The 14,298-nt window shown below is 66.8% G+C and carries 13 protein-coding genes and 1 pseudogene; 6 read left to right on the forward strand and 8 right to left on the reverse strand.

Features of this window, described 5'->3' with window-relative positions; translation table 11 throughout:
- Window positions 1-148: 148 nt before the first annotated feature.
- From CYD53_RS08265 to CYD53_RS08275, 3 genes and pseudogenes are all read right to left on the reverse strand, one after another.
- Window positions 149-766, reverse strand: coding sequence for an HAD family hydrolase (locus CYD53_RS08265; RefSeq protein ID WP_103717928.1), 618 nt, complete (start codon window positions 764-766; stop codon window positions 149-151).
- On the reverse strand, window positions 766-1,032 hold the full coding sequence (locus tag CYD53_RS08270) for a BrnA antitoxin family protein (RefSeq protein WP_103717610.1): 267 nt from the start codon (window positions 1,030-1,032) through the stop codon (window positions 766-768). Before CYD53_RS08270 ends, CYD53_RS08265 begins: the two co-directional genes overlap by 1 nt.
- Window positions 1,016-1,264: pseudogene (locus CYD53_RS08275) on the reverse strand (BrnT family toxin); the annotation flags it as partial. The gene CYD53_RS08270 and the pseudogene CYD53_RS08275, both read right to left, overlap by 17 nt.
- A gap of 147 nt (window positions 1,265-1,411) precedes the next feature.
- Between CYD53_RS08275 and CYD53_RS08280 the strand changes: the two are divergent.
- Complete coding sequence (locus CYD53_RS08280) at window positions 1,412-2,302, forward strand: protein-methionine-sulfoxide reductase heme-binding subunit MsrQ (RefSeq protein WP_245928144.1); 891 nt, start codon at window positions 1,412-1,414, stop codon at window positions 2,300-2,302.
- 144 nt (window positions 2,303-2,446) lie between these two features.
- Window positions 2,447-4,084 carry an MFS transporter gene (locus CYD53_RS08285; protein ID WP_103717929.1) on the forward strand — a complete coding sequence of 546 codons (1,638 nt, stop codon included), beginning with the start codon at window positions 2,447-2,449 and terminating at the stop codon, window positions 4,082-4,084.
- A 70-nt stretch (window positions 4,085-4,154) separates the two neighbouring features.
- On the opposite strand, the gene CYD53_RS08290 is transcribed toward CYD53_RS08285, so the two are convergent.
- Window positions 4,155-4,952: an undecaprenyl-diphosphate phosphatase gene (locus CYD53_RS08290; protein WP_103717612.1), complete on the reverse strand. Its 798-nt coding sequence runs from the start codon at window positions 4,950-4,952 to the stop codon at window positions 4,155-4,157.
- Between the two features lie 243 nt (window positions 4,953-5,195).
- Between CYD53_RS08290 and CYD53_RS08295 the strand changes: the two genes are divergently transcribed.
- From CYD53_RS08295 to CYD53_RS08305, 3 genes are read left to right on the forward strand one after another with little or no spacing between them, the layout of a single operon-like run.
- The gene (locus tag CYD53_RS08295) at window positions 5,196-5,888 is read left to right on the forward strand and encodes a glutathione S-transferase family protein (RefSeq protein WP_103717613.1); all 693 of its coding nucleotides are present in this window, start codon (window positions 5,196-5,198) and stop codon (window positions 5,886-5,888) included.
- Window positions 5,786-7,024 carry a tRNA epoxyqueuosine(34) reductase QueG gene (gene queG, locus CYD53_RS08300; protein ID WP_103717614.1) on the forward strand — a complete coding sequence of 413 codons (1,239 nt, stop codon included), beginning with the start codon at window positions 5,786-5,788 and terminating at the stop codon, window positions 7,022-7,024. Before CYD53_RS08295 ends, queG begins: the two co-directional genes overlap by 103 nt.
- Window positions 7,021-7,887: an SDR family oxidoreductase gene (locus CYD53_RS08305; protein WP_103717930.1), complete on the forward strand. Its 867-nt coding sequence runs from the start codon at window positions 7,021-7,023 to the stop codon at window positions 7,885-7,887. Before queG ends, CYD53_RS08305 begins: the two co-directional genes overlap by 4 nt.
- An 80-nt stretch (window positions 7,888-7,967) precedes the next feature.
- On the opposite strand, the gene olsB is transcribed toward CYD53_RS08305, so the two are convergent.
- From olsB to CYD53_RS08320, 3 genes are all read right to left on the reverse strand, one after another.
- On the reverse strand, window positions 7,968-8,894 hold the full coding sequence (gene olsB, locus CYD53_RS08310) for a l-ornithine N(alpha)-acyltransferase (protein ID WP_103717615.1): 927 nt from the start codon (window positions 8,892-8,894) through the stop codon (window positions 7,968-7,970).
- Between the two features lie 102 nt (window positions 8,895-8,996).
- The gene (locus CYD53_RS08315) at window positions 8,997-11,087 is read right to left on the reverse strand and encodes an ATP-binding protein (protein WP_103717616.1); all 2,091 of its coding nucleotides are present in this window, start codon (window positions 11,085-11,087) and stop codon (window positions 8,997-8,999) included.
- A gap of 188 nt (window positions 11,088-11,275) precedes the next feature.
- Complete coding sequence (locus CYD53_RS08320; protein WP_103717617.1) at window positions 11,276-12,814, reverse strand: YifB family Mg chelatase-like AAA ATPase; 1,539 nt, start codon at window positions 12,812-12,814, stop codon at window positions 11,276-11,278.
- Between the two features lie 311 nt (window positions 12,815-13,125).
- Here CYD53_RS08320 and CYD53_RS08325 point away from each other — a divergent pair, with 311 nt between their 5' ends.
- Window positions 13,126-13,635, forward strand: coding sequence for a GNAT family N-acetyltransferase (locus tag CYD53_RS08325; protein WP_103717618.1), 510 nt, complete (start codon window positions 13,126-13,128; stop codon window positions 13,633-13,635).
- A gap of 82 nt (window positions 13,636-13,717) precedes the next feature.
- Here the strand turns inward: CYD53_RS08325 and CYD53_RS08330 are convergent, their stop codons facing one another.
- A complete protein-coding gene (locus tag CYD53_RS08330) occupies window positions 13,718-14,284 on the reverse strand; it encodes a TIGR00645 family protein (protein ID WP_103717619.1) in 567 nt (188 codons plus the stop codon).
- Between the last annotated feature and the right edge of the window lie 14 nt (window positions 14,285-14,298).

Below are 14,298 nucleotides of genomic sequence, written 5' to 3' on the forward strand. Positions count from 1 at the left end.
ACTGCGGCGTTTCCGTTACGGAAATCTACCATCACGAGCAGCTCGCACGCGGTCAAGCGACGAGTTCGGCTTCACCGACTTCGCTGCTGAAGCTTTCGAGCGAAGCGGGCGCGTTCGCGTAAAGAAGACGCGTTGAAGCAAAGAGCCTTTAGACCATCGCGCCCAACCCCCGCAGCTCCGCCCGCAGATCGATCGGCTCGACGAAGTGCACGGCCTGCATGCCGATCGCACGCGCCGCTTCGACATTCTTGCGGCTGTCGTCGATGAAGATGCAGTCAGGTGCGTTCAGGGCATAGCGTTCCAGCAGCGTGCGGTAGATTTCGATATCCGGCTTGATCAGGCCTTCATGCGCCGAGACGATCGCGCCGTCGAAGCTTTGCAGGAAGGGAAAGCGGATCAGGCATTCCGCCCATTTCTCGCGCGAGAAATTGGTGATGGCATAGACTTTCTCGCCCTTCGCCTTGAGTTCGGCGAGCAGCGCGACATTGTCCTCGATCACGCCGGGCACCGTCTCGTGCCAGCGTTCGTCGAAGGCCTTGATCTCACGTTCCCATTCGGGGTGGGACGCGACCAGGAGCGCCACGGCCTCCTCCCAGGAGCGGCCGCGATCCTGCTCGATGTTCCAGGCGGCGGTGCAGACATTCTGCATGAACCAGTCGAGCTTCGCGGGATCGGGAATCAATTCGCGATAGAGCAGGCGCGGATCCCAGCGGAGCAGGACGTTGCCGACATCGAAGACGACGGTGGGGGAGGTTTGGGTCGGCATCATGAAGTCCGCTTGAGTTGGGAACGGGCATAGGTTTCGAGAACGGCGTTCATGCGGGTCTGATAGCCGCGGCCCTGGGCTTTATAGGCTTCCAGGACCGATTTCTTGACGCGCAGAGTCACCAGTTGCGTACGGTCGGGCTCGACCAGCTTCGCGTTTTTCCAGAAGGACTCGTCCAGCTCGGGGATGCCGCTGAAATCGATTTCGTCGTCCTTGAGCGCGGCGAGAGCCTCGGGCGACAGCGGTTTGTCATAGGGAGGTTTCATAGCGCTGCCTTTCCTTTTGAGAGGCCGGTCGGGCCGAGATGATGCAGATGCGACCATCACGGTCGGTATGCACGACGACGAGCACGACAAACCCGTCGATGACGCCGATGCTGATCTCGCGAACCTCGCCATAATCGACGCGATCATCGACCCAGCTCAGCGCCGGTCCCTCGAAAATGCGTTTCGCGAATTCGAAGGCGAGGCCATGCTTGGCGACATTGGCAGCGTCCTTCTCGGAATCCCATTCGAATTCAGGCGTGCTACTACGATTTGTAGTTACGTTCCAGTTTCATCCTCACGCCCTTGTGTGCAGACGTGCAAGACAGAGGCAAGAGCTGTCGCGTATCTCCATGGGGTGAACGGCAAACGGGAGAATGGCGTGGACGGATGGCTGCCATGGCTGGATCGGCAGGGGCGGTTCTCGGCCTTGCGTGCGCTTGCTTTCGCGCTGGTGCTCGTGCCGGCCTTGATCCTGGCCTATGAGGCCTGGGCCGGCCAGCTCGGCTCGAAACCCTGGACGCGAGCGGTGCATGACACCGGCACCTGGGCGATCCGATTGCTCCTGGTCACGCTCGCGGTCTCGCCGCTCCGGCGCATTCTCGACTGGGGCAAGCTGCTGGGCATCCGCCGGATGCTCGGCCTCTCCGTGCTGGCCTATGCAGCGGGGCATCTGACGCTCTATTGCATCGACCTCGCCTTCGACTGGGGCCTGATCATCTCCGAGATCGTCAAGCGCTTCTATCTGACGATCGGCTTCACCGCGCTCGTCGGCCTGACCGCGCTCGGCGTCACCTCGACCGACGGCATGATTCGCCGGATGGGCGCGAAGAGCTGGCAGCGGCTGCACAATCTCGTCTACCTGATCACCGGGCTGGGCCTGCTGCATTTCGCCCTGCAGTCGAAGATCGACGTCACCCAGCCGGCGCTGCTGAACGGGCTCTTCGCGCTGCTCTTGCTCTATCGCGGGCTGAACCGATGGAAGATCGCGATGACCACCCCGGTGCTGATTGCAGCGGCGCTTCTGACCGGGCTCGCCACGGCGCTCTGCGAAACGGCCTGGTATGCCTTGACCAGCGGTGTCTCGGCCTGGGACGTCTTCCAGGCCAACGCCGATGTGCTGGTCTATCAGGATCTCGGCTTCCTGCGGCCGGGGCATTGGGTGGCGCTGGTCGGGCTCGGCGTCGCGGCCGTTCATGCCTGGCGGGCTCCAGCGGCCAAGCCGCGCCGGGCGCGCCGCAGCGATGGCGTTCCGGCACGGACGGGCGCTTGAAGGCGGAGCCGATCTTTCATGGTTGGCAGCCCGCGTCGCAGGCTCTAACCCTGTGGCATGCCTGTCGATCCTCACGCTGAGCCTGTCGAAGATGTCGCCGCCGCCGATCTTGCCTCGGAGGGCATCGAGCCGTCCTCGGAGCGTATGTCGCCCTTCGTGCCGCTGCAGCAGCCGATATTCCGCAAAGTCTGGTTCGCCAGCCTCGCCTCGAATTTCGGCGGGTTGATCCAGGCTGTCGGCGCCTCCTGGATGATGACCTCGATCGCGGCCTCGCCCGACATGGTCGCGCTGGTACAGGCCTCGACGACGCTGCCGGTCATGCTGTTCTCGCTGGCCGCGGGGGCGATCTCGGACAATTACGACCGCCGCAAGATCATGTTGACCGCGCAGGGCTTCATGTTCGTGGTCTCGATCGCGCTCGCGGCGTTTTCCTGGTCCGGGCTGATCACGCCCTGGTGGCTGCTGACCTTCACCTTCCTGATCGGCTGCGGCACGGCCTTGAACAACCCGGCCTGGCAGTCTTCCGTCGGCGATATGGTGCCGCGCCGGGACGTGCCCGCCGCGGTGACGCTGAACAGCGTCGCCTTCAACATCGCCCGCAGCGTCGGGCCAGCGATCGGCGGCGCAATCGTCGCGGCGGCCGGAGCCTTCGCCGCCTTCGCCATCAATGCGCTGAGCTATATCGCACTGATCACGGTGCTGGCGCGCTGGCAGCCGCCCAGGGTCGAGCGCCTGTTGCCGCGCGAAACGCTCTGGATCGCAATGGGCGCGGGGCTGCGCTATGTCGCGATGTCGCCCAACATCCGCAGCGTCATCCTGCGCGCCTTCGCCTTCGGCTTCGGCGGCATCGTCACTCTCGCCTTGCTGCCGCTGATCGCGCGCGACCTCATCCAGGGCGGTCCGCTGATCTTCGGCGTGCTGCTTGGAGCCTTCGGGGTCGGCGCGGTCGGCGGCGCCTTCATGAGCGCAAGGCTGCGCCGGTTGCTCACCACCGAGGCGTTGGTGCGGGCGACTTTCGTCGCCTTCGCCGTCTCCGTTGCGCTGATCGCCGTCAGCACGAGCCTGTGGCTGACCATGCCGGCGCTCTGCATCGGCGGCGCCTGCTGGGTTTTGACGCTCTCGACCTTCAACGCCACGGTGCAGCTCTCGGCACCGCGCTGGGTCGTTGGCCGCGCCTTGGCACTCTATCAGATGGGCGCTTTCGGCGGCATGGCGATCGGCAGCTGGGCCTGGGGCCGGGCGGTCCTGCATTTCGGCACCGAGCAGGCGCTGCTGATGGCGGCCGTCATCCTCCTGGTCGGCGCGGCGCTCGGCCTGCGCTACGCGCTGCCGCCGCTGGAGGCGCTCAACCTCGATCCGCTGAGCCGCTGGCGCGAGCCCAAGGTCGCAGTCGATATCGAGCCGCGCAGCGGGCCGGTCATCGTCACGATCGAATACCTGATCCGCGAGGAGGACGTCGTCGTCTTCCTCAACGTCATGGCCGAACGCCGCCGCATTCGCCGCCGCGACGGCGCGCGCCACTGGACTTTGCTGCGCGATTTGACCAATGCGGAACTCTGGGTCGAGCGCTACGACAGCCCGACCTGGGTCGAGTACATCCGCCAGAACCAGCGCGTCACCCAGGCCGACGCCGAGATCGGCGATCGCGTCCGGGCCTTGCACAAGGGCGAGAACCCGCCTGTCGTCCACCGCATGATCGAGCGCCAGACCGGTTCGCTGCCGCGCGCGGCGGCTGTGCAGGCTCAGATGATCACGGAGGCGCTAAGCGATCCGCGCTCCTAGCGCGTTTTCGAGCGTAGTGGACACCGGTTCGCGTGAAGAAACGCGGAAACGCTCTAGCAAGCGATCGAGATCAGCCGACGATCCACAGGCCCGCCAGGCCGAACAGCCCCACGATGATCCGCCACCAGGCGAAGATCGCGAACCCGCGCCTGGAGACGTAGTCGAGGAAGCTGCGCACCACGATCAGGGCCGAAAAGAAGGCTGCCACGAAGCCGACCACGATCAGCAGGGAATCGTCGAAGGTCAGCGTCTTGTAGCTCTTGAGCAGGTCGTAGGCGAAGGCGCCCGCCATGGTCGGCATGGCGAGGAAAAAGGAGAACTCGGCCGCCGCGCGCTTGCTGGCGCCCAGCAGCATCGCGCCGACGATGGTCGAGCCCGAGCGCGAGACGCCGGGGATCATCGCCAGGCACTGGATGAAGCCGATCTTGAGGTACATCGGCAGGGGGAAGGTGGTGGCGTCGGTGTGCTTCACCTCGAGTTCGAGCTCGTCGACGACCAGCAGTACGAGCCCGCCTGCGATGAGCGCGCAGCAGACCAGGAACGGGTTGAACAGCACGCTCTTGATGAAGCCGTGCAGCACCGCGCCGATCAGGGCTGCCGGCAGGAAGGCAACAAGCACGCCGATGACGAAGCGCCGGGCGGCGGGGTCGCTGCCCAGGCGCAGCGCGATATCGAGCAGGCGCCGGAAATAGACCAGCATGATCGCCAGGATCGCGCCGAGCTGGACCAGCACCTCGAAGGTCTTGCCGTTGGATTCGAAGCCGAGGAAATGCCCGAGCAGCAGGAGATGGCCGGTCGACGAGACCGGCAGGAACTCGGTCAGCCCCTCGACGATGCCGAGCACGACTGCTTCGATCAGGTTTTGCATGAGAGGCTGTCCTTTGAAGCGAATCGCGCGCCGCGGCGCTTGGTAAACCGCACCCTTCCATGGGCCAAGCTCTTTGCAATTCGGTTACCAATTCGCCAATGCGACCGCCGCAAATCGAGGCACTGCACACCCCCCGGGTTGTGACCTTCGTGGCCTGGGACTATAGCAAGCGCCTGGCGCATGGCTGCGTCCCGCCTTTCCGCTGGCCCTGCTTCGGCCGCATCTCACTGTTTCATGAGTGCCATGGCGACCCTTTTTCATTATCCGCTATGTCCGCATTCGCGCTTCATCCGGCTGGTTCTCGGCGAGTTCGGCATGGAGGCCGACCTGGTCGAGGAGCGCGTCTGGGAGCGGCGGCGTGAATTCCTTGAACTGAACACCGCCGGCACCACGCCGGTCTTCCGCGAGGAGAACGGGCTTGCCGTTCCCGGCGCCGGCGTTATTGCCGAATATCTGGACGAGACGCGTGGCCTGGCGCTCGCCGAACGCCGCCTCCTGCCGGAAGGGCCGGGCGAGCGTGTCGAGGTGCGCCGGCTGCTCGACTGGTTCAATCTGAAGTTCGATGCCGAAATCACCGCTCCGCTCGTGCTGGAAAAGGTGATGAAGCGCTTCATGAGCCGCGACGAGGGCGGCGGGCCGCCAGAGATGAGCGCGATCCGCGCGGCGCGCGCCAATGTGCGCTATCATCTGCGCTACATCGCCTGGCTCACCGCCAAGCGGAACTGGCTTGCCGGGGCCGAACTGAGCTATGCCGATCTCGCCGCGGCGGCGCATCTCTCCTGCGTCGACTATCTCGGCGACGTGCCCTGGGAAGAGGATGAGGCCGCGCGCGCATGGTATGCGAGGATCAAGTCCCGCCCGAGCTTCCGGCCGCTGCTGGCCGACCGGATTCCGGGCATGGCTCCGAGCGCGCATTACGACAACCTGGATTTTTGAAAGGCGAGCGCCTGAAGCGGGCGGTCGTCGAACGCGCCCGGGCCGAGGGCTTCGCCGTCATCCGCATCGCCTCGACGGAGGCCATCCCGCAGGTCCCCGAACGCCTCCAGGCCTGGCTCGAGGCCGGCCATCATGGCGAGATGGGCTGGATGGCGGAGCGCGCCACTGAGCGCGCCGCACCGCGAAAGCTCTGGAGCCAAGCGCGTCGCGTCGTGATGCTCGGCATGAGCTACGCGCCCGATAGCGACCCGCTCGCCATGCTCGGTCAACCCGACAAGGCCGCGATCTCGCTCTATGCGCGGCGGCGCGACTATCACGACGTCATCAAGGGCAAGCTGAAAAGCGTCGCCGGGCTGCTCGCTGCGAAGGGTGGGGCGGACGTCAAGGTCTTCGTCGACACCGCCCCGGTGATGGAAAAGCCGCTCGCCGAGGCCGCCGGCCTCGGCTGGCAGGGCAAGCACACCGTATTGGTCTCGCGCGAGCACGGTTCCTGGCTCTTCCTCGGGGCGATCTACACCACGGCCGAATTGCCGGAGGATGCGCCCGAGAGCGACCATTGCGGTTCCTGCCGGCGCTGCCTCGACATTTGCCCGACCGACGCCTTCCCCGCGCCCTATCAGCTCGATGCGCGCCGCTGCATCGCCTATCTCACCATCGAGCATCAGGGCCATATCGATGCGGCGCTGCGCCCCGGCATCGGCAACCGCGTCTTCGGCTGCGATGATTGCCTCGCCGTCTGCCCCTGGAACAAATTCGCCGCTGCCGCGCAGGAAACCCGGCTCGCACTCAAGGACAGTCTCGAGGCGCCATCCTTGGCCGATCTCGCGGCGCTGGACGACGCTGCCTTCCGCACGCTTTTCGCCGGCACGCCGGTGAAGCGCACGGGGCGCGACCGCTTCATCCGCAACGTCCTGATCGCGATCGGCAACAGCAACCGGCCCGAGCTCGCCGCCAGCGCCGAGGCCCTGGTCGTGGATGCGTCGCCTTTGGTGCGTGCCATGGCCGCCTGGGCGCTGATCAGGCTCGCGCCGGAGCGAGCCGGGCACCTCGCCGCTCATGCCCTCGCCGGCGAAGCCGATGCGGATGTCCGCAAGGAATGGCTCGCCCTTCCATCCCAGCCGGAATGCATCGCATGAAGCTCGTCATCATCGGCCTCGGCTATACCGCCGGCTTCTTCGCGCGTGCCGCTTTGGCCAAGGGCTTCGAGGTCACCGGCACGGTGCGCTCGGCCGACAAGGCGGGAGCGCTCAGCCGCGCCGGCATTCCGACGCTGGTCTTCGACGGTTTCGCGGTGTCGTCGCGGTTGGCCAAGGCCGTCATCGAGGCCGATGCCGTGCTGGTCTCGGCACAGCCCGGCGAGGACGGCGATCCGGCGCTCGCCTGCCTCTCCAGTCAGCTTGCGGCGGCGCCCGATCTACGGTGGATCGGCTATCTCTCGACCATCGGCGTCTACGGCAATCATGACGGCGCCTGGATCGACGAGACGGCCGAATGCTGGCCGTCCAATGCGCGCTCGACGTTGCGGCTCGCGATCGACAAGGCCTGGCTCGCCTTTGGGGAGAAGACCGGCAAGCCTGTGCAGATTTTCCGCCTCGCCGGCATTTACGGCCCCGGCCGCAACGGCATCGTCAATCTGCGCGCGGGCACGGCGCGGCGCCTGGTCAAGCCAGGCCAGGTCTTCAACCGCATCCATGCGCAGGATATCGCCGGCGTGCTGCTGGCCTCGCTCGAAAAGCCGCGCAACGGGGCCGTCTACAACGTTACCGATGACGAGCCCGCCCCGCCGCAGGATGTGGTGAGCTTCGCCGCCGGGCTGATCGGCATCGAGCCGCCGCCCGAGATCCCGTTCGATCCGGCGCAGCTGACGCCGATGGCGGCGAGTTTCTATGGCGAGAACAAGCGCGTCTCGAACGCGCTGATGAAGCGGGAACTCGGTTACGCGCTCCGCTATCCCACCTATCGCGAGGCCCTGCGGGCGCTGGCGGAGGCCGGGGAATAGGCCTGAATACCTTCGCCGTCATGCCGGGGGATGGCTCGCCCCCAAACGGGGCAGCGCTTCGTGCGCGATCCAGAAGGCCCTCACGCCGCGTAGCGCTGGCCCTCGTCACCGTAATAATCGAGATAGCGCCGGTCGATCGCGGCCACGGGCAGGATCACCAGCACGTCGGTGGTGCCGAATTGCCGGTCGACCACCGCGCCCGTGCCGAAACGGGCGCCCAGCCGAAGATAGGCCTTGATCAATGGCGGCATCTGTTTCAGCGCCTGCTTGGCGTCGAGCATCTCCGCTGGCAGTCGGTCCATCGCCACGCTGCGGTCGGACCGGGCAGCGGCGCCCCATTCGCCTTCGGAGCGGGCATGGTGGTGCAGGAAGCTCAGCGGCAGCGCCAATGCCTCGGGATCGGTGCTGTCGAAGCTGGCGCAGCCGAACATCGCATCGATCCGATGGTGGCGGACATAGGCCCAGATGCCGTGCCAGAGCAGTTCGACCGTCTTCTTGGTGCGGTAGGGCTTGAGCACGCAGGAGCGGCCGAGCTCGAGGAAGCGCGCGGATGGGTGGCGCGCGAGCAGCGGCTGCAGGTCGAACTCCCCTTGCGTGTAGAAGCCGCCGAAGCGCGTCGCCGTGCCTTGCCGCATCAGGCGATAGGTGCCGACGACCTTGGGCCTGATGCCGCCGAAGCGCCCGCGCGCGGCATGGTCGATGACCAGGAGATGATCGCAAGCCCCATCGAAGCGGTCGGCGTCGCGGCGGAACATCCGTGACACGACATCGGGCTTGGCCGACATTTCCTGATAGAAGACGCGGTAGCGCAGCCGTTGTGCCCGCCAGATCTCGCGCGGGCCCCGCGCCAGCCTGACCTCGAGCGAGCCGGAACGGCCGAGCGTGCCTGAAAGGGGGTCGAACTCGCCCGGGCGGCCGCTGAGCTTGCGCAGCCGCGCCAGGAACGGATGTCCGGCCGGTAATTGATTTGCCGGCTGATCGTGGCCGCGAAAGACCTCAAATGCCATGGCTCGTCTTGCCCCCTGCGCCGCCGATGCTGGCGATGGGAACGCTAGCGCTGGCGATTTAACAGGATCGCGACAGAACTGCGTCAGCGCTATGACGTCGTCTCAAGCGCTCAAAGTCAACATCAGGCGGCCTTGGACATGGTCGAGCCAGCGTTTCAGCGCGGCGCGGTCGAGAGGCTTAGCCAGGCAATCATCCATGCCGGCGGCCCGCGCGGCGCTGCGATCTGCGGCGGAGACGTTGGCGGAGACGGCGATCAGCGGCAGCTTTGCGCCGGTCTCCGCCTCGCCCTCCAGGGTGCGGATGATGCGCGCGGCCGAAAGCCCGTCGAGCTCCGGCATGCGGATATCCAACAGGACAAGGTCAAGCGCCGCCGCCTCGCCCTTCAGGCTGGCCGCGATATGGCTGATGGCCTCGCGCCCGTTGCGGGCCCAGATCGCGGCGCAGCCGAGCCGCTCCAGCGTCCGTGTCGCCAGCAAGGCATTGATCTCGTTGTCCTCGGCGACGAGCACGGTGAGCCGTGGCGCGACGGGGAGTGTGGGAGCGGGCGCGTCCTGACGCGAATCGGGCAGGAGCAGGGCGGGGTCCGGCTGCGGCGAGAGGCGCTCATAGAGCGAGCGCGCCCGCACCGGCTTCACCAGGAAACCGGTGAAGCCCTGCTCGCGCGGCACGCCGAATTGCCGGCGCTCGGTCGGGGAGAGCATGATCAACCGTTCGCCCGGCCCGGCCTCGCGCGCCGCTTCCGCCAGTGCGCGCGCCGCGTCCGGGCCGATCGACTGGTCGATCAGGATGGCGTCGGGGGCCGCATCCTGCCGCAGCAGGGCGAGCGCTCCGTCGGATCCGGTTGCCAGCATGGCCGTAGCGCCCGTGGTCGCGATCGTGTCCGCCAGGAAGCGCCCGGCGAAGGGGGCGGCAGAGACGACCAGCACGCGCCGCCCGTGCCAGTCCGGCGGGGTCAGGATGGTGCCGGCCTCGGCCGCCGCGAGCGGCAGGCGGACGCGGAAGAGCGCGCCTTCGCCGGGCCGGCTCTCGACGCCGACCTCGCCGCCCATCAAAGCGACCAGACGACGCACGATAGCAAGGCCGAGGCCTGTGCCTTCATGGCTGCGCGTGGCGGTGTTGTCGGCCTGCTCGAACTCGTCGAAAATCGCCTGCAGCCGGTCTTCCGGGATACCCGGTCCGGTGTCGGAGACGGTGATCTCGATCATCTCCCCGGCGCGAACGAGGCGGATGCCGACGCCGCCGCGCTCGGTGAACTTGATGGCGTTGCCGACGAGGTTGAGCAGGATCTGGCGCAGCCGATCGCGGTCGCCGACCAGGCGGCTGGGCAGATCGGGGGCGAGATAGGTCGCGATGTCCAGGCCTTTCGCCTGGGCGCGCGGCGCCATCAATTCGCCGACGGTCTCGACCAGCGGGCCGAGATCGAAGGGCGCCACTGACAGTTCGAGCTTGCCGGCCTCGACCTTGGCGACATCGAGGATGTCGTCGACGAGCGAGAGCAGTGCCTCGCCCGAGGTCCGCAGCGCGCCGACATAGGTGGTCTGCTCCGGGTCGAGGCGCGTGTCGCCGAGCAGATCGGCCATGCCGAGGATGCCGTTGAGCGGCGTGCGGAATTCGTGGCTGACCGTGGCAAGGAAGCGTGATTTCGCCTCGCTGGCGCTCTCGGCCCGGGCGCGGGCCTCGACCAGTTCCTGCTCGCCGGCGATGCGGGCGGTGATGTCGCGGCCGACGCGCTGCAGCACGGTCTTGCCGAGCGCGACCGGCACGACGGTCTCGACCCAGGAGATCCAGCGGTCGCCCTCGGGCGTCGCCAGGCTTTCGTCGAAGACGCGGGCGCCGTCGCCCAGCGCGAGCGCCGGCCGGCAGGCGATGCGCCTCGGTTGCGCCTGGCTGCCGATGACCTCGGCCTCGCTCAAGCCGAGCAGGGAGGCGTAACCGGCATTGGCGTAGACGATTCGCTCGCCGTCGCGGCGTACGATCAGGTCGCCCTGCGCCTCGATCAGGCTGCGATAGCGCTCTTCGCTGTCGGCCAGCGCCCAGAGCCGGTCGTTCAGCGTCTCGATGTCATGGGCGAGTTCGGTGGCCTGGCGCACGATGCGGTCGCGCTGCCGCGCCAGCTTGAGTGCGAACAGGATTGCAAGGATCGCCGTTGCGACCGCAATCCAGAATGCCAGCGATGACGAAGGGAAAGCCATGTCCCCTGCTTATCATCGCCCTGTTGAGAAAGAGTTGGTTGGACCGTCGAAGTTTAGCGATCGAACGGCATGAAGCGTTAACCTTGCGGGCGTGCCGGTGACCGCACAACCCGCAGCCTCGCAACTGGGCGCTGTCCGTGGAAGGCCAAGGTTTTCGAGGAGGCCAAGGCTTTCTGGAAGACAAAGCCTCACGCCGCCTGCGCGACCTGGTCGATGCGCGAGCGATAGGACAGGGCCTCGGCCAGATGGATGCGCCCGACCTTTGGCTCGCCGTCGAGATCGGCCAGCGTCCGGGCCACCTTCAGGACACGGTGATAGGCCCGCGCCGTCAGGCGCATCGCGTCGGCGGCATCCTTGAGCAGCTTGATGCCGGCATTGTCGGGTCGCGCGATCTCGTCCAGCACCGTCGCCGGGCAGGCAGCGTTGGTCGAGATGCCGCCGAGACCGAGCGCTTCGAACCGTGCCGTCTGGAGCCGCCTTGCCGCGGCGACGCGGGCGGCGACCTCGGCCGAGCCCTCGCTCGGGCTGGGCAGGATCAGGTCGGACGCGGTGACCGCCGGCACGTCGATGGTGATGTCGATGCGGTCGAGCATCGGCCCCGAGATGCGGCTCTGATACTGCGCCATGCAGCGCTCGTTCTGCTGGCGGCGGCAGGCGAAGCCCGGCTCCGTCGCCTTGCCGCAGCGGCATGGATTCATCGCCGCGACGAGCTGGAAGCGGGCCGGGTAGACGGCGCGGTGATTGGCCCGCGAGATCAGCACGTCGCCGGTCTCCATCGGCTGGCGCAATGCGTCGAGCGCCTGCGCCTGGAACTCCGGCAACTCGTCGAGGAAGAGCACGCCGTGATGGGCGAGCGAGACCTCGCCGGGCTTGGCCTGCAAGCCGCCGCCGACGAGGGCTGCCATCGAGGCCGAGTGATGCGGCGCGCGGAAAGGCCGCCGGTCGGTCAGGGCGCCGTCGGCGAGATGGCCTGCGACCGAGAGCACCATCGAGACCTCCAGCAATTCGCGCGGGTTCAGCGGCGGCAGGATCGAGGGCAGCCGGCTCGCCAGCATCGATTTGCCGGCGCCGGGCGGTCCGTTCATCAGGAGGTTATGGCCGCCGGCCGCAGCGATTTCGAGGACGCGCTTGGCGCTCTCCTGGCCCTTGATGTCGGCGAGGTCGGGCAGCGCGCCCGATTGCCGGGCCACGGCGGGCTCCGGCCGTGCCATCACCTGCGTGCCCTTGAAATGATTGGCGAGCTGGATCAGCGAGCGCGGGCTGAGGATGTCGATATCGGCGGCGGCCCAGGCCGCTTCGGGGCCGGACGCCGCCGGGCAGATCAGTCCCTGGCCTCGGCCATAGGCGGCGATCGCGGCCGGCAGCACGCCGGCCACCGCCGTGATCGAGCCGTCGAGCGCGAGCTCGCCCAGGACCGTGTAGCCCGCCAGTGCATCCGCCGGGATCGCCCCGATCGCCGCCATCACGCCGAGCGCGATCGGCAGGTCGTAATGGCTGCCCTCCTTGGGAAGGTCGGCCGGCGCGAGATTGACGGTGATGCGCTTGGCCGGCAGCGCCAGTCCCGAGGCGATCAGCGCGGCGCGCACCCGCTCGCGGCTTTCGGCCACGGCCTTGTCGGGCAGGCCGACCAGGATGAAGGCGACGCCGCCCGGCGTCACCTGCACCTGCACATCGACGGCGCGCGCCTCGATTCCTTCGAACGCCACCGTCGCGACCCGCGTCACCATCAGCGCCACCTCTTGCCCGAGAACCGGATGATGTCAGATGGGCTCACACAGTGATCCCATCTGACATCATCCGGCTCTCAACTGAGAGTTAGGCAGGATCGATGCGAAAAACCGGTTCCCACCTTTTTGCATCCTGCCCTTGCGTGAGGCTAATCGAGCTTCAGGTTGCACGCAAGAACATATCGGGAACTTATGGCGGCTGCTTCACACTTATGCGGCGCGGGATCTTCGCTGGCGATGTGCCCGGCGCGCAACCGGGAGCGCGCATCGCCGCCATAGGCGACACCCGCTGAAAATGGTTCAAGAGCATCATGATCGAGACCGAACGCCTGCTGCTCCGCCCGCCTGTCCTGGATGATTTCGAGGCGAGCTACGCGCTGCTCTCCGACCCTGCGGTCATGAGCTTCATCGGCGGGCCGATGTCGCGGGAGGAGAGTTGGCACCGTCTGCTGCGCTATGCCGGGCACTGGTCGCTCCTTGGATACGGGCTTTTCGTCATCATCGAGAAGGAGAGCGGCCGCCTCCTCGGCCAGACCGGGCTCGCCGATTTTCATCGCGGCCTCGGCGAGACGTTCGATCCCTATCCGGAAGCCGCCTGGATCACGGCGACAGTCGCGCATGGCCGTGGCATCGCGGCGGAGGCCGTGGGCGCGGCCCATGCCTGGTTCGACGCCAATCGGCCGCAGACCCGCACCGTCTGCATCATCAATCCCGACAATACGGCCTCGGTCCGGCTGGCCGGAAAGCTGGGCTACGTGCCGTTCGGGCAGGCGTCCTACAAAAGCGCTGATGTCACCATGTTCGAGCGCATCCGGCCCTGAGCGTACAGGCGACGGGGGTTTGCCTGTCGCGTCGGAGCCGGATGCGAAAAAGTGGGGGCCGGTTTTTCGGATTGATCCGGCTTTAATGCCCGCCCGAGCCGCCATGTCCCTCGCCGGAGATCTTGTCGGTCCAGGCCATGACCAGCCCCGAGACCACGAAGACGACATGGATCGCGACGAGCCACATCAGGTCGCGGTCGGAGGAAGCCTTCACATTCATGAAGGCCTTCAGCACCTGGATCGCCGAGATCGCGACGATCGAGGAGATCAGCTTCAGCTTGAGGCCGGAGAAGTCGATCTGCGACATCCATTCCGGCCAGTCGCGATGCGCCTTCGGATCGATCTTCGAGACGAAGTTCTCATAGCCGGAGAAGATCACGATGACGATCAGCGAGCCCGTGAAGGTCAGGTCGACCAGCGAGAGCACGCCGAGGATCACGTCGGATTCGGTGGCGGAGAAGACATGGCTGATGAAGTGCCAGGCCTCCTGCAGCGCCTTCACCAGCAGGCCGCCAAGCGCAACGACGAGCAGCACATAAAACGGCGCCAGCAGCCAGCGACTGGCCGAGAGGAAGGTCTCGAGGGCGCGCTCAGGACCTGATGGCGTGAAATCGGCTGCGGTCTCCGCTTCGGTCTGATGCTGTGCCATCCTGTGCCCCCTGA

The organism is Allobosea psychrotolerans (genome assembly GCF_002917105.1).
Lineage (GTDB): Bacteria > Pseudomonadota > Alphaproteobacteria > Rhizobiales > Beijerinckiaceae > Allobosea > Allobosea psychrotolerans.

Excerpts from the sequence above, each read along its gene's own strand:
- olsB (WP_103717615.1), bottom strand. The coding sequence starts at position 8,894 with ATGGCATTTGAGGTCTTTCGCGGCCACGATCAGCCGGCAAATCAATTA.
- CYD53_RS08270 (WP_103717610.1), bottom strand. The coding sequence starts at position 1,032 with ATGAAACCTCCCTATGACAAACCGCTGTCGCCCGAGGCTCTCGCCGCG.
- CYD53_RS08295 (WP_103717613.1), top strand. The coding sequence starts at position 5,196 with ATGGCGACCCTTTTTCATTATCCGCTATGTCCGCATTCGCGCTTCATC.
- CYD53_RS08330 (WP_103717619.1), bottom strand. The coding sequence starts at position 14,284 with ATGGCACAGCATCAGACCGAAGCGGAGACCGCAGCCGATTTCACGCCA.
- queG (WP_103717614.1), top strand. The coding sequence starts at position 5,786 with ATGGTATGCGAGGATCAAGTCCCGCCCGAGCTTCCGGCCGCTGCTGGC.
- CYD53_RS08320 (WP_103717617.1), bottom strand. The coding sequence starts at position 12,814 with ATGGTGACGCGGGTCGCGACGGTGGCGTTCGAAGGAATCGAGGCGCGC.
- CYD53_RS08325 (WP_103717618.1), top strand. The coding sequence starts at position 13,126 with ATGATCGAGACCGAACGCCTGCTGCTCCGCCCGCCTGTCCTGGATGAT.
- CYD53_RS08305 (WP_103717930.1), top strand. The coding sequence starts at position 7,021 with ATGAAGCTCGTCATCATCGGCCTCGGCTATACCGCCGGCTTCTTCGCG.
- CYD53_RS08265 (WP_103717928.1), bottom strand. The coding sequence starts at position 766 with ATGCCGACCCAAACCTCCCCCACCGTCGTCTTCGATGTCGGCAACGTC.
- CYD53_RS08315 (WP_103717616.1), bottom strand. The coding sequence starts at position 11,087 with ATGGCTTTCCCTTCGTCATCGCTGGCATTCTGGATTGCGGTCGCAACG.
- CYD53_RS08290 (WP_103717612.1), bottom strand. The coding sequence starts at position 4,952 with ATGCAAAACCTGATCGAAGCAGTCGTGCTCGGCATCGTCGAGGGGCTG.
- CYD53_RS08285 (WP_103717929.1), top strand. The coding sequence starts at position 2,447 with ATGTCGCCCTTCGTGCCGCTGCAGCAGCCGATATTCCGCAAAGTCTGG.